Raw genomic sequence first — 13,703 nt, 5'->3', positions numbered from 1 at the left:
GCCGTCTGACCGTTACAGCAGCGGCTTGGTGAGGGAGCGGGAGGTCGTCTCGTAGCCGAGGGACTCGTACAGCCGCTCCGCCGGGGCATTGCCCGTGTGCACGTTGAGGCCGAGGACCGCACGGCCGGCCTCGATGGCCTGGCGTTCCGCAAGCAGCATGAGCGTACGGCCGTGTCCCTTGCCGCGGTGGGTCGCGTCGGTCTCGACGTCGAACACGAACGCCTTGTCGTCCCGCAGGGCCAGCCACAGCGTGCCCACCCGGACCCCTTCGTGCTCCAGGACGCTGAAGAGCATGCCGTCGGTCGCCAGACCATGCGGCAACAGCGTCTCGTGGTCGCTGCGGGCCTTGGCGTAGGCCGCGTCCTCGGGGACGCCCCGCTCGATCCACATGCGCGCGTAGCACTCGCTCTCGTACGCGTACCAGGCCTCGAAGTCGGCCTCGGTCATGGGCCGCACGCTGCTGCCCGGCGGCAGTTCGGGCGGGGTCGCGCCGAGGCGTTTCTCCATGCCGCGGTTGCGCAGGGTGTAGCCGAGGGTGTCGAACAGCCGAAGGGCGATGTCCGCGGAGGCGGGGACGAGGGTCTCGATCTGGGTGCAGCCCCAGCCGCGTGCCACCTCCTCGGCGGCGAGCGCGGCCACCGTGGCCCGGCCGCGCCGCCGGTCGGGCTCGGCGATCCACAGTTCGCGGATGCCGGCCACCGTGTTGCCGAAGGACCGCGAGGTGCCGAGGTGGATCTCGCCGACGGGACGGCTGTTCACGCACACCTGGTAGCGGCGCGAGCGGGTGCCGTCGGGATGCTGCTGAAGCGGCTCGACCGGCCGCAGGGTCGTGGTCATCACAGGTGTTCTACCCGCGCCCGGCCACCGAGTCAGCCCGTTTTCCGGGCCCGCGACCGATGCCGCAGGCCGGGCTCGGCAGCCGCAGGCCGGGCTCAGGGGTCCAGGTCCTCGCCGGACCGCTCGTCGAAGATCCGCATCGCCTTGGCGGTCACCGGGCCCGGGGCGGCGGGCAGTTCGCGGTCGTCGACGCGGTGCACGGCCTGGATGTCGCGCAGGGTGGAGGTCAGGAAGATCTCGTCGGCGCGCCGGAGGACGTCCAGCGGGAGGTCGGTCTCCTTGGCGCCGGTCCATTCGACCGCCAGGGCGCGGGTGATGCCGGGAAGGCAGCCGGAGGCGACCGGCGGGGTGTGGATCTCGCCGTCCAGGACGACGAAGACGTTGGATCCGGTGCCCTCGCAGAGCTGTCCGACCGTGTTGCCGAACAGCGCTTCGGAGGCGCCGTGTTGGTGGGCGCGGGCCAGGGCGACGACGTTCTCGGCGTACGAGGTGGTCTTCAGGCCGGTCAGGGCGCCGCGCTCGTTGCGGGTCCACGGGACGGTGATCACGGCGGTGGTGCCGGGGCGGCGGGTGGTCTCGCCGAGGGCGACCACGAGGGTCGGTCCGTGCTCGCCGCGGTCGGAGCCGAGCGGGCCGTGGCCGCCGGTGTAGGTGATCCGCAGTCGGCCGAGCGGCATCGGGTTGGCCTCGAGGACGGCCGCGCAGGCCTCGCGGATCTCGTCGTGGTCGGGGTCGGGCAGGCCGAGGCCCCGGGCCGAGCGGGTGAGCCGGTCGAGGTGACGGGTGAGGGCGAACGGTCTGCCGTCGACCGCCTTCACCGTCTCGAAGACGCCGTCGCCGACGGTCAGCCCGTGGTCGAAGACGGAGACGGTGGCGGACTCCAGGTCCCGCAGCCCGCCGTCCAGCCAGATTCTCATGCGTACACCCCTCCGCTCGCCTCGTACGTTCCCGACGCTACCGCGAGCAGCCGGGAGGCCTTCAGCTCGGTCTCCCGCCACTCTCCCTCGGGGTCGGATCCCCAGGTGATGCCGGCGCCGGTGCCGAAGCGCAGCAGCGCCGTACCGTCGTCGGAGCGGTCGATCCAGAAGGTGCGGATGCCGACGGCCAGCTCGCCCGTGCCCCGGTCGGCGTCGACCCAGCCGATGCCGCCGCAGTACGGCCCGCGCGGGGCGGTCTCCAGGGCCTCGATGATCGTGAGGGCACTCGACTTCGGCGCGCCGGTCACCGAGCCGGGCGGGAAGGCGGCCGTGAGGAGGTCCGGCCAGCCGGCTCCGTCGCGCAGCTCGCCGCGGACCGTGGAGACCAGGTGGACCAGGCCGGGGTGCTTCTCCACGGCGCACAGGTCGGGGACGGTGACGGTGCCGGTGGCGCAGACGCGCCCGATGTCGTTGCGGACCAGGTCCACGATCATCACGTTCTCGGCGTAGTCCTTCTCCAGGAGGTCGGCCTCGGTACGGCCGGTCCCCTTGATGGGCCCGCTCTCGACGATCCGCCCCTCCCGGCGCAGGAACAGCTCGGGCGAGGCGGTGGCGATCTCCACGCCGTGCTCGGGCAGCCGGATCGTCCCGGCGTACGGCGCGGGGTTGCCTCGGGCCAGCAGGGCGGTCAGGGCGTCCACGTCGGCGTCGGGGGCCACGGGTGCGCTGAGCACGCGGCACAGGTTGGCCTGGTAGACCTCGCCGGCCGCTATGTGCTCGCGGATCCGGTGGACGGCCGCCGTGTACGCCCCGTGGTCCAGGGAGGAGGTCCACTCCTGTGCCGCCGGGCCTCGCCAGCCGCCGGGCACCGGTGCGGGCACGGGCTCCTGGCGTACGTCCGCGAAGCGGGCGCAGGTCAGGCGGCCCTCGAAGTCCGCGCAGACGGCCCAGAAGCCGTCGGAGTCCAGGGCGGCCGGGTCGCCGGTGACGTCCAGGAGGCCGGTGGCGAGGCGGTCGCCGAAGCGGGCCAGGGCAGGGGGCCGGGAAGGGTGGTGAGGCACGCGATCGAGTCTAGGTCGGGTGTCCGACAGGTGGCTCCGGGATGTCCCTGAGGGGGCCCTGACCATGTCGTCCGTCGGGTGTACCGCAGCACGCTGCGCAAACGCGTTTTTGTGCTGGCCCGGGAATCCGCTAGAGTTCAACACGTCGCCGGGACGCGGGAGCGGAACGAAACGACAAGCGGACGTAGCTCAGTTGGTAGAGCGCAACCTTGCCAAGGTTGAGGTCGCGAGTTCGAGCCTCGTCGTCCGCTCGAAGGAAGAAGGGGTCATCCCGATCCCCTACACTCCTGGTGGAGTGGCCGAGAGGCGAGGCAACGGCCTGCAAAGCCGTCTACACGGGTTCAAATCCCGTCTCCACCTCCAAGGACGATTAGCTCAGCGGGAGAGCGCTTCCCTGACACGGAAGAGGTCACTGGTTCAATCCCAGTATCGTCCACTGGATCTTCTCGAAGATCCTCCCGCGCGATTAGCTCAGCGGGAGAGCGCTTCCCTGACACGGAAGAGGTCACTGGTTCAATCCCAGTATCGCGCACTGACTGTGATGGTCACGTCACAGCCTGCGGACGATTAGCTCAGCGGGAGAGCGCTTCCCTGACACGGAAGAGGTCACTGGTTCAATCCCAGTATCGTCCACACCTCGGAGAGCCCCCGGCCGTCTCGTACGGCTGGGGGCTTCTTCGTGTGCGCAACTCCTCGCCGGCCGAGCCTGCTTGGTGTTTCCCCCGCAAACGGCACAAATGCCGGCGCAGCTCCCCAGCTGCGCCGGCATTTGTGCCGTCCGCCGCACCCCCGTCCCCACGGGGTTTCCTGGATGGATGTCCCCGCCCGGACCGCTCTTCCGGGCCTGGGGTCGCCGCTCAGCGCCCCAGCATCGCACCCACGGACGACGCCTGTGTGGCCACTGTGTCCCAGCCGTCGAAGACGATCAGGAGCAGGGCCGCCAGGGGAAGGGCCATGAGCGTCGCCACCAGGGGGTGGCGGCGGCCGGTGCGGCGGGGAGCGAGCGTCGTGCGTCGCGGTGCCGTGTGGGCCATGGTCCCTCTCCTGACCGTTTCGGTTGTCCTCGGAGCGGCGGGTGTCTGACCTCGGGGGACGAGTGCTGCACCCGCCGCTTGTCCTCAAATCTAGGCGCGCGGCCCGCGCCGGGCGTCATGCCTTCGTACCGATTGCCGGGCCTCCCGGAGGATGAGCCATGACCTGGGGCGTACTCCCCAGGGTGGAGACGTCGGTGCGGGTCTCGGGGTCTTCCCGGAGGGGACGTCCGCCGTATCCCGTCATGTCCGGAGCGTCCGGGGCGGCGAGACGTGACTTCGATCACTCCGGCGGCGGGCGGGAGCGCTGCCGTGTCCGCCTCATGGTCCTTCCGGTCACCGGTCCTCCCGCCCGCCCGCGGTGGCCGTCGGACGGGTCCGCTCACCTGCGTCACCTGGCCTCTCGGGGGTTCAACCGCCGTACGTCGACGACCGGTTGAGGGCACAGCGCACTCAAGGGCACCGGCCGGCGTGGTTTGCTGACCGTGTCTCACATCGGGCGGGCGGTGCGCACAATCCGTTCGGGCCGGAGGGCGCGGCCTCTGCGCGCCGACGGCCGTGTAAACGTAAGCTGTGCCACGTCACAGGGACCGGGCAGCGGGGATGAACATGGCGATGATGCGCCTGAGGCGCGAGGACCCGCGCGTCGTCGGCTCGTTCAGGCTTCACCGACGGCTCGGCGCCGGCGGGATGGGCGTGGTCTACCTCGGCTCCGACAAGAAGGGGCAGCGGGTCGCGCTGAAGGTGATCCGGCCCGATCTGGCGGAGGATCAGGAGTTCCGCTCGCGGTTCGCCCGTGAGGTCTCGGCGGCCCGTCGGATCAGGGGCGGCTGTACGGCCCGGCTGGTCGCCGCGGATCTGGAGGCCGAGCGGCCCTGGTTCGCCACGCAGTACGTGCCCGGCCCCTCCCTGCACGACAAGGTCGCCGACGAGGGCCCGCTCGGCGCGGCCGACGCCGCGGCGATCGGCGCGGCCCTGTCCGAGGGCCTGGTCGCGGTGCACGAGGCCGGGGTCGTCCACCGGGACCTGAAGCCCTCCAACATCCTGCTGTCCCCCAAGGGCCCGCGGATCATCGACTTCGGCATCGCCTGGGCCACCGGCGCCTCCACGCTCACCCACGTCGGCACGGCGGTCGGCTCCCCCGGCTTCCTCGCGCCCGAGCAGGTGCGCGGCGCGGCCGTCACCCCGGCGACCGACGTCTTCTCCCTGGGCGCGACCCTCGCCTACGCCTCCACCGGTGACTCGCCCTTCGGACACGGCAGTTCCGAGGTGATGCTGTACCGGGTGGTGCACGAGGAGCCGCAGCTGCACGGCGTACCGGACGCGCTCGCCCCGCTGGTGCGGGCCTGTCTGGCGAAGGACCCCGACGAGCGGCCCAGCACCCTGCAGCTGTCGCTGCGGCTGAAGGAGATCGCCGCCCGTGAGGCGCAGGGCCTGGACGGCACCGTACGGCCGCCCGTGCCACGCGCCGCGGAGGCGGACCGGCCCACGGGACGGCTCGTCGACACCTACCCCGAGCAGCAGCGCACGCAGCGGCGGACCTCGCCGGGGACGCCGGTGTCGCGCGGCTCCGTCCCGTCGCGGGGCGGCGGGGTGCCCTCACGGGGCGGCAGCGGCGCGCGCGGTACGGGTGCCGGCTCGCGGCCGGGTACGGCCCGTCCGACGCCGGCTCCTCGTGGTGGCGGCCCGCGCTCCGGCAGCGGGAGCCGGCCCGCCGCGCGCGGCGGTTCCGGGCGGCCGGCGCAGCGTACGACGGGGACCGGGCTGCGGCCGGCCAATCCGCGGTTGCTGCGGCAGCGGCTGTTCGTGTTCGTGGTGGTGACGCTGCTCGTGGCGCTGGGCATCGCGCTGGCCCAGGGCTGCCAGGGCCCGGCGCGCGGACTCGGTGGCGACGGGGGCGTACAGCGGCAGGACGCTCAGCAGCATCAGCCGCCGCACGCCGAGGGCCAGGCAGCGGACCCTCACGCGGCGACGCCGATCCACGCCTCCGGCACGTGAGCGCCGTGCGGAGCGGTCGTCAGGACCCCGGGCGGCCGGTGGCCACCGCGTAGAAGGCCACCGCCGCTGCCGCGCCCACGTTGAGCGAGTCGACGCCGTGGGACATCGGGATGCGCACCCATTCGTCGGCGGCGACCAGTGCCTGGGTGGACAGCCCGTCCCCCTCGGCGCCGAGCATCAGGGCGACCCGGTCCATCGTGTGCGGGGCGGCCTCGTCGAGGCTGCGGGCCTTGTCGTCCGGGGTGAGCGCGAGGAGCGTGAAGCCGGCCTCGCGGACCGAGTCCAGCCCCTTGGGCCAGGTCTCCAGCCGGGCGTACGGCACCGAGAACACCGCGCCCATCGAGACCTTGACGCTCCGTCGGTACAGCGGGTCGGCGCAGTCCGGCGACAGCAGGACCGCGTCCATGCCGAGCGCCGCGGCCGATCTGAAAATCGCCCCTATGTTCGTATGGTCGTTTACGGATTCCATGATCACGACTCGGCGTGCGGAGCGCAGCAGTTCGCCGGCCGTGGGCAGCGGCTTGCGCTGCATGGAGGCGAGGGCGCCGCGGTGCACGTGGTAGCCGGTGACCTGTTCGGCGAGTTCGGGGCTCACGGCGTAGACCGGGGCGGGCAGTTCGTCGATGACGTCGCGCATGACGTCGATCCACTTGGCCGAGAGCAGCATCGAGCGCATCTCGTAGCCCGCTTCCTTGGCCCTGCGGATGACCTTCTCGCCCTCGGCGATGAACAGGCCCTCGGCGGGCTCGCGCTTGCGCCGCAGTTCGACGTCGGTCAGACCCGTGTAGTCGGCGAGACGCGGGTCGTCGGGATCCTCGACGGTGATGAGATCGGCCACAGGGTGATACTGCCTTGTCCTGGGTGTGCTGCCAACGGCTGGGAACGGGTGGGTTACCCGAGGTTACGCGTGATCAAGCCATAGGTGGTCAGGCGACCGGCTCGGGGCCGACCTTCACGACCTCGCCGATGACGATGACCGCCGGGGGCTTCACGTCCTCGGCGCGCACGGTCTCGGCGACCGTGGCGAGGGTGGCGTCGACGCGACGCTGCGCGGCCGTCGTGCCTTCCTGGATCAGGGCGACGGGGGTCTCGGGGGACTTGCCGTGCGCGACGAGCGTCTCGGCGATCTTCCCGATCTTGTCGACGCCCATCAGGATCACGAGCGTGCCGGTGAGCCTGGCCAGCGACGGCCAGTCGGCCAGGGAGCGCTCGTCGTCGGGCGCCACATGGCCGCTGACGACCGTGAACTCATGGGCGACGCCCCGGTGGGTGACCGGGATGCCGGCCGCGCCGGGCACGGAGATCGAGCTGGAGATGCCGGGGACGACCGTGCAGGGGATGCCGGCCTCGGCGAGCGCCTGCACCTCCTCCATGCCCCGGCCGAAGACGTACGGGTCGCCGCCCTTGAGCCGTACGACCGACTTGCCCTGCTTGGCGTGCTCGATCAGCGCGTTGTTGATGGCCTCCTGGGCCATGAACCGGCCGTACGGGATCTTCGCCGCGTCGATCACCTCGACGTGCGGCGGGAGTTCGGCGAGCAGGTCGCGCGGGCCGAGCCGGTCGGCGATGACGACGTCCGCCTCGGCGAGGAGACGGCGGCCGCGGACCGTGATCAGGTCGGGGTCGCCGGGGCCCCCGCCGACCAGGGCCACGCCGGGGGTACGGGTGCGGTGGTGGGGCGCCACCAGGGTGCCGTCGCGCAGGCCCTCCACCACCGCGTCGCGGATGGCCGCGGTGTGGCGGGGGTCGCGGCCGCGCGCGTCCGTGGTGAGTACGGCGACGGTGACGCCCTCGCTGTGGCCGGTCGCCGGGGTCCAGGCGGTGGCCTGGTCGGCGTCGTCGGAGCGGACGCACCAGACGCGGTTTCGCTCCGCTTCGGCGGAGGCGGCGGTGTTCGCTTCGGGGTCACTGGTGGCGATGAGGGCGTACCAGGCTTCGGCGAGGTCGCCGTCCGTGTAGGGGCGCCGCTCCCAGGTGATCTCGCCGGTGTCCGCCATGGCCTCGACGGAGGGGGTCGCCTCGGGGGACACGACGACGACGTCCGCGCCCGCCGCGATCAGGGCCGGGAGGCGGCGCTGGGCCACCGTGCCGCCGCCGAGGACGACCACGCGACGGCCGGAGAGGCGGAGGCCTACGGGGTAGGCGGGGTGTTCGGCCATGAGGGGTGACTCCTCTTCCGGCGGTCGTGCGATAGCCCTGACGTGCGGATTTTACGTGGGCAGCGGTGAGGGCGGGTCAGGTGTCCGGTGGTTGGGCAACGTGACCGGGCACCACCGCGGCACGCTGGTACGGGGTCCGGCACCACAGTGCCGGACCCCGTACGCAGACCTCTACTTCTCGGTGACCCCCGCCGAATCGAACGTGGCCACCTCGTGCATGGCCCTCGCCGTGCTCTGGACCAGCGGAAGCGCGAGCAGGGCGCCCGTGCCCTCGCCCAGGCGCAGGTCGAGGTCGACCAGGGGGCGCAGGCCGAGCTTGTTCAGGGCGGCCACGTGGCCGGGCTCTGCGCTGCGGTGGCCCGCGATGCAGGCCGCCAGGACCTCGGGAGCGATGGCGCGGGCGACCAGGGCCGCGGCGCCGGCGCTGACGCCGTCCAGGATCACCGGGGTGCGCAGGGAGGCGCCGCCCAGGAGCAGGCCGACCATGGCCGCGTGCTCGAAGCCGCCGATGGCCGCGAGGACGCCGAGCGGGTCGGCCGGGTCCGGCTGGTGGAATTCCAGGGCGCGGCGGACGACCTCGGTCTTGCGGGCCAGGGTCTCGTCGTTGATGCCGGTGCCCCGTCCTGTCACCTCGGCCGGGTCGGCACCCGTGAAGACGGAGATCAGCGCGGCGGACGCGGTGGTGTTGGCGATGCCCATCTCGCCCGTGAGCAGCGCCTTGTTGCCGGCGGCCACCAGGTCGCGGGCGGTCTCGATGCCCACCTCGATGGCCTGCCTGGCCTCCTCGCGGGTCATCGCGGGGCCGGTGGTCATGTCCGACGTGCCGGCCCGGACCTTGCGGGGCAGCAGGCCGGGCGTGGCGGGCAGGTCGGCGGCGACGCCGACGTCCACGACGCACACCTCGGCGCCGACCTGGGCGGCGAAGGCGTTGCAGACCGCTCCTCCGCCGAGGAAGTTGGCCACCATCTGGGCGGTGACCTCCTGCGGCCAGGGGGTGACGCCCTGGGCGTGCACCCCGTGGTCGCCCGCGAAGATGGCGACGGCGGCGGGCTCCGGGATGGGCGGCGGGCACTGCCGGGACAGCCCCGACAGCTGCGCGGAGATGATCTCCAGCATGCCGAGCGCCCCGGCCGGCTTGGTCATGCGCTTCTGGCGCTCCCAGGCCTCACCGAGGGCCTTGGCGTCGAGCGGGCGGATCTGTGCGACGGTCTCGGCAAGCAGGTCGTGGGGTTCCTCTCCGGGCAGGGCGCGGCGGCCGTACGTCTCCTCGTGCACCACCCAGGACAGGGGGCGTCGCTTGGACCAGCCGGCCTGCATCAGCTCGGGCTCGTCCGGGAACTCGTCGACGTACCCGACACACAGGTACGCGACGACCTCCAGGTGCTCGGGCAGGCCGAGCGCGCGGACCATCTCCCGCTCGTCGAAGAAGCTGACCCAGCCGACGCCGAGGCCTTCGGCGCGGGCGGCGAGCCAGAGGTTCTCCACCGCGAGCGCCGAGGAGTAGGGGGCCATCTGCGGCTGGGTGTGACGGCCGAGGGTGTGGCGGCCGCCACGGGTGGGGTCGGCGGTGACGACGATGTTGACCGGGGTGTCGAGGATGGCCTCGATCTTCAGTTCCTTGAACTGCTTGGCCCGGCCCTTCGGCAGCGACTTGGCGTACGCGTCACGCTGACGCATCGCCAGTTCGTGCATGCTCCGCCGGGTCTCGGCGGAACGGATGACGACGAAGTCCCAGGGCTGCGAGTGACCCACGGACGGCGCCGTGTGGGCGGCCTCCAGGACGCGCAGCAGCACCTCGTGCGGGATGGGGTCACTGCGGAAGCCGTTGCGGATGTCGCGGCGCTCGCGCATGACCTTCAGGACGGCCTCACGCTCGGCGTCGGCGTAGGCGGGCGCGGCGGGGCCGGTGGACTGTTGTTGTTCCGCCACCGCGGCCGTGCTCTCTTCTTCCCGCTCTTCCTGATCGGCGGCCCTGGTCCGCAGGTCCTCCGCGTGCTGTACGACATCGGGGGCCGGCGCGGCTGCCGACTCGCCCTCGCGCGGCGCGGGCACCGAGGCCACCGGCTGCGGCTCCTGCGCGGCCTCCTCCGTGGGGAGGACCAGAGGCTGCGGCGGGGTCGGCGCCAGGTGCGGGGTGGTGGGCACCTGTCCCTCGACCGGCACGAACTGCCCGAGCGGCTGCTCCGGCTGCGGCTCCAACGGGACGTGGGAGGGCAGCGGCTCGATCTGACCGGCCTCGGCGGGGGCCTGCTGCTCGGCGGCCTCACCGGCAAGGGCGGGAGCGGCGTCGGTGGGCTGCGTCTGCGGGCCCGAGGGGGCGCCTTCGGGGGCGGCGGCCTGCTGGACGGCGTCCTGGGCGGCCGGCTCGGGCTGAGCCTGCGGCACGGCGACGGCCTGGGCCTCCGGATGGCCCGGCAGGGCTTCGGCGGGGAGCCCGGCGGGGTCGGCCAGCTGGGGGCCCTGAGCCGGGTAAGGGTGCGGCTCAGGGGTGGCGACGGGCTCGACCACGGCCGGGGCGGGCACGGCATCCTGCGCCGGGGCCGGGGCCGCGGGGGCCGCGGTCTCTGCCGCCTGGGGCGCGGGGGCCGGGGCACCGGACTCGGGCAGGGCCGCCGGCTCGGGGGCCGGTACGGCTTCGACGGCGGGCGCGGGCTGAGCCGCGGCGGGTTGCGTCTCTACGACGGCAGCCTGCGGCTCCACCACGCCGGGCTGGGCCTGCACGACGTCGGGCTGGACCTGCACGACGTCGGGCTGGACCTGCACGACGTCGGCCTGCGGCTCCACGGCGACGGGAGCGGCCGGGGCCGGCTGCTGTGCCGGGGCGGCGGACTCCGCCTGGGCCACGGCCTCCGGAGCGGCCTCGACCACGACGGCCTGCGCGGCAACCTCGGCGACAGCGACCTCCGGAGCAACCTGGGCAGCGTCTTCCACGGTGACGGCGCCCTCGGCGACCGGCACGGCCTGTGCGTGTGCCTGTGCCTGCGGCACGCCCTCGCCCTCGCCGGCAACGGCGACGTCCGCCTCCTGAACGACGTCCGGAGCCTGCGCCGGCGCGGCCTCGCCGGGCACCGCAGAGGCCTCCTCGACGGCGACGGCACCCTGTTCGGCGGGGTTCGCCGGCGCCTCGTCGGGGACAACCGGCGTGCCCTCGGGCACGGCAGGCCCGGCCTCCGTCAGCGCCTGGGCCTCGGCCACGGGCGCACCGTCACCGGCGGCACCGCCGACGGCGACCGCGCCCTCGACGGGCTGCTCGACGGCGATCGGCGCGACGCTCTCGGGAACCGCCCCCGCAGGAGCCGTGTACACCCCGTCGTGGCCGAGCACGGGCTGCGCGCCGTCGTGGCCGTGCACCATCTGAGCGATGCCCGGTGCCGGTGCGGCGGCCTGGTGTGCGAGCCGGGCGACGGCGGCCTGGGCGGCGCCGGACGGGTCGGCCTGGGCGGCGGCCTCCGCCGAGACCACGGCCTGCGCGGGCGCCGTGGCGGCCTCCGCGACCGCGGCCGGGTCAACCGATTCCGCAGCCGGTGCCCGCGTGTCGGCCTCGGCCACCGCGGCCGCCGGGGCGGGCGTGGGCGCCGTACCCCAGGGGGCCGCGTTCTGCGGAGCCATGTCGTGCAGCGGCGGGGCGTCGAGGTACTCGGGGCCGGCCGGCGCCGGGGTGGGCTGGCGGACCGGCGCTCCGGCCGGGCCGCGGTCGGCGAGGGAGCGGACCGGGCTGGCGGAGGCGTCCGGGATCGGCGGGCCGAGGTGCAGCGGGCGGCGCGGCGGCTGCGACGCGGCCGAAGTGTCGTGCGGGGCGGAGAGGATGGGGGACGGCGGCACGGACGCCGGGGCCGGGTTCGGCAGGCGGACGCCGCTGAGGTCGACGGAGCCGCTGTCGCGGCCGGCCGTCTCGTGCGGGCCCGGCTCATGGACGGCCTCGACGACCGGTTCCGGGGCGGGCGGCGGTACCTCGTTGCCCCAGGCGCCCTGGGCGCCCGGCAGCAGCAGGTCTTCGTCCTCGGCAGGCGACTCGGAGAGGTAGGTGTACGCACCGTGCGCGGCAACGCCCGGCTGCTCCACCATGCCTGCGCTCTCCGGCTGCCCCTCGCCCGGGACCTGGCCGGTGTCGGTCATGCGTACCCCTCGCCCATCGGTTAGTGCTCTCCTACGACCAGCTCACCCGGAACGGCGCACCGACCGCCTCGCAGTGAAGAACGAGCGTCCGTGCCCAGCGGCACGAACGAGCCGCCGGAAAAGGCGACAAAGCCATTCAGTGGCATTGTCCCGGCCGTTCCACCATCGCGACAGCATGATCCGCGACAGCCCGCTGTGGACTGCGCCACGTTGCGCGTCCTCCGGTTCCGCAGTACCACACCCACCCCAAAACGGGCGTGCTTTCCGGACATTGGCGAACGAAGTTCCGGGCCGCCCGGTGCGGTACAACGATCGGCCAGCCTACCGCGCGCAGTACGACAACAGGATCACGGGGCGCGATCGGGCACAACACCGCTGAGCAGGAAGGCAACGTTCCGCTCGGTCTCCGTCCAGGCCCGGGTGTCGAGGGCGACGGACTGCAGCAGGGCGCACTCGACGCGGTAGCCGTGCTCCGTCAGGTCGCGGCCGATGAGTTCGGCCGCGTCGCGGGTCGCGGCGTGCGTGACGATGCGCTGCGGGCGCCGGTCGGCGACCGCGGAGACGACGGCCGCGCCTCCCCCGCCGACCCGTACGACGTCCGGTTCCGGCAGGTTCTCGAGGACGTGCGGGGCGCTGCCGTGCACCACTTGGAGCTGTACCCCGAACCGGCGTGCGGCTCCCTCGGTGCGGGCGCAGGCACCCGGGTCCCGGTCGACGGCGATGACGGCGGCTCCGGCGCGCGCGGCCTCGGCGGCGAACGCGCCGGAGCCGCAGCCGATGTCCCAGACCAGGTCGCCGACCCGGGGCCCGAGCCGGGCGAGTTGGGCGGCGCGCAGCAACTCCGTCTCGCCCTCGCCGAGCCCGCCACCGGGTCCGCCGCCGTAGGACTCGTCGGGCTGCACCCAGCCGCGGGGGCCGGTTCCGGGGTCGCGGCCGGCGATCCAGCCGCCGCCCTCCCCCGCGCCGGCCGGGCCGACCGGTCCCCCGATGACGATGACGACGTTGGGGTCGCGCCAGGTGTGATCGGCCGCCTTGTCGGAGGTGACGACGCTGACCTGTTCGCGTTCGGTGCCCAGTTCCTCGCAGATGACGAAGGTGCGGTGGACGCCGTCGAGCAGCAGCCCGAGTTCGGCGGGTCCGGCGCCGGGCGAGGTGAGGACGGCGACCTTGGTGTGGGCACGGCAGACGTTCACGGCGCGGCGCAGGGTGCGCCGGTGGGCGACGACCACCTGGGCGTCGTCCCAGGGCATGCCGGCGCGGGCGAAGGCGGCGGCCACGGAGGACACGGCGGGGACGACCTCGACCTCCAGGCCGTACTCCGGGGCGCGCAGGGTGCGGACGACGCCGAAGAAGCCGGGGTCGCCGTCGGCGAACACGACGGCGGTGCCGCGATGGGCGGCGATACGGCGGGCGGCGAGCGCGACGCTGCCCAGACGGACGCGTTCGGCGCCGGGCGGGACCTCGGGCAGAGCCAGATGGTGGGCCGTACCCGCCACGAGCGTGGCGGCGCCGAGAGCGGCGCGTGCCGCGGCGGTCAGCGGCGAGCCGTCCCAGCCGATCACCGTGACCCGGTCGGCCATCGTC

The 13,703-nt window shown here is 73.7% G+C and carries 9 protein-coding genes and 5 tRNA genes; 6 read left to right on the top strand and 8 right to left on the bottom strand.

Features of this window, described 5'->3' with window-relative positions; all coding sequences use genetic code 11:
• Nucleotides 1-12: 12 nt before the first annotated feature.
• The 3 genes from ACH47Z_RS10955 to ACH47Z_RS10945 all read right to left on the bottom strand — a co-directional run bounded on the left by ACH47Z_RS10955 (nucleotide 13) and on the right by ACH47Z_RS10945 (nucleotide 2,881).
• Nucleotides 13-837, bottom strand: a complete 825-nt coding sequence (locus ACH47Z_RS10955) for a GNAT family N-acetyltransferase (RefSeq protein ID WP_399072867.1) — start codon at nucleotides 835-837, stop codon at nucleotides 13-15.
• Nucleotides 838-932: 95 nt separating this feature from the next.
• Nucleotides 933-1,754, bottom strand: coding sequence for an aminotransferase class IV (locus ACH47Z_RS10950; protein ID WP_399072866.1), 822 nt, complete (start codon nucleotides 1,752-1,754; stop codon nucleotides 933-935).
• Nucleotides 1,751-2,881 (bottom strand): chorismate-binding protein, encoded by a 1,131-nt coding sequence (locus ACH47Z_RS10945; protein ID WP_399072865.1) that lies wholly within the window; start codon nucleotides 2,879-2,881, stop codon nucleotides 1,751-1,753. Before ACH47Z_RS10945 ends, ACH47Z_RS10950 begins: the two co-directional genes overlap by 4 nt.
• Nucleotides 2,882-2,993: 112 nt before the next feature.
• On the opposite strand from ACH47Z_RS10945, the gene ACH47Z_RS10940 reads away from it, so the two are divergent.
• The 5 genes from ACH47Z_RS10940 (at nucleotide 2,994) to ACH47Z_RS10920 (ending at nucleotide 3,448) form a co-directional block, all read left to right on the top strand.
• Nucleotides 2,994-3,066, top strand: a tRNA-Gly gene (locus tag ACH47Z_RS10940).
• A 38-nt stretch (nucleotides 3,067-3,104) separates the two neighbouring features.
• Nucleotides 3,105-3,178: transfer RNA gene (locus ACH47Z_RS10935), tRNA-Cys, on the top strand.
• Between the two features lies 1 nt (nucleotide 3,179).
• Nucleotides 3,180-3,251, top strand: a tRNA-Val gene (locus ACH47Z_RS10930).
• A 24-nt stretch (nucleotides 3,252-3,275) separates the two neighbouring features.
• Nucleotides 3,276-3,347: transfer RNA gene (locus ACH47Z_RS10925), tRNA-Val, on the top strand.
• 29 nt (nucleotides 3,348-3,376) lie between these two features.
• Nucleotides 3,377-3,448, top strand: a tRNA-Val gene (locus tag ACH47Z_RS10920).
• Between the two features lie 224 nt (nucleotides 3,449-3,672).
• Here the strand turns inward: ACH47Z_RS10920 and ACH47Z_RS10915 are convergent.
• Entirely contained in the window at nucleotides 3,673-3,849 is a 177-nt protein-coding gene (locus ACH47Z_RS10915; protein WP_399072864.1) for a hypothetical protein, read from the bottom strand.
• A gap of 600 nt (nucleotides 3,850-4,449) precedes the next feature.
• Here ACH47Z_RS10915 and ACH47Z_RS10910 point away from each other — a divergent pair.
• Nucleotides 4,450-5,844, top strand: coding sequence for a serine/threonine-protein kinase (locus ACH47Z_RS10910; RefSeq protein WP_399072863.1), 1,395 nt, complete (start codon nucleotides 4,450-4,452; stop codon nucleotides 5,842-5,844).
• A gap of 19 nt (nucleotides 5,845-5,863) precedes the next feature.
• Here ACH47Z_RS10910 and ACH47Z_RS10905 read toward each other — a convergent pair whose 3' ends face one another.
• From ACH47Z_RS10905 to cbiE, 4 genes are all read right to left on the bottom strand, one after another.
• Nucleotides 5,864-6,682, bottom strand: a complete 819-nt coding sequence (locus ACH47Z_RS10905; protein ID WP_399072862.1) for a TrmH family RNA methyltransferase — start codon at nucleotides 6,680-6,682, stop codon at nucleotides 5,864-5,866.
• Between the two features lie 88 nt (nucleotides 6,683-6,770).
• Nucleotides 6,771-8,003 carry a uroporphyrinogen-III C-methyltransferase gene (cobA, locus tag ACH47Z_RS10900; RefSeq protein ID WP_399072861.1) on the bottom strand — a complete coding sequence of 411 codons (1,233 nt, stop codon included), beginning with the start codon at nucleotides 8,001-8,003 and terminating at the stop codon, nucleotides 6,771-6,773.
• A 171-nt stretch (nucleotides 8,004-8,174) separates the two neighbouring features.
• Nucleotides 8,175-12,119 carry a nicotinate-nucleotide--dimethylbenzimidazole phosphoribosyltransferase gene (gene cobT / locus ACH47Z_RS10895; RefSeq protein ID WP_399072860.1) on the bottom strand — a complete coding sequence of 1,315 codons (3,945 nt, stop codon included), beginning with the start codon at nucleotides 12,117-12,119 and terminating at the stop codon, nucleotides 8,175-8,177.
• Between the two features lie 347 nt (nucleotides 12,120-12,466).
• The gene (gene cbiE, locus ACH47Z_RS10890; protein ID WP_399072859.1) at nucleotides 12,467-13,699 is read right to left on the bottom strand and encodes a precorrin-6y C5,15-methyltransferase (decarboxylating) subunit CbiE; all 1,233 of its coding nucleotides are present in this window, start codon (nucleotides 13,697-13,699) and stop codon (nucleotides 12,467-12,469) included.
• Nucleotides 13,700-13,703: the final 4 nt, after the last annotated feature.

It is taken from the genome of Streptomyces sp. NPDC020192, assembly GCF_044388685.1.
Classification (GTDB): domain Bacteria; phylum Actinomycetota; class Actinomycetes; order Streptomycetales; family Streptomycetaceae; genus Streptomyces.
Note: the sequence above shows the minus strand (reverse complement) of the source record. Positions and strands in the feature narration are given on the sequence as shown.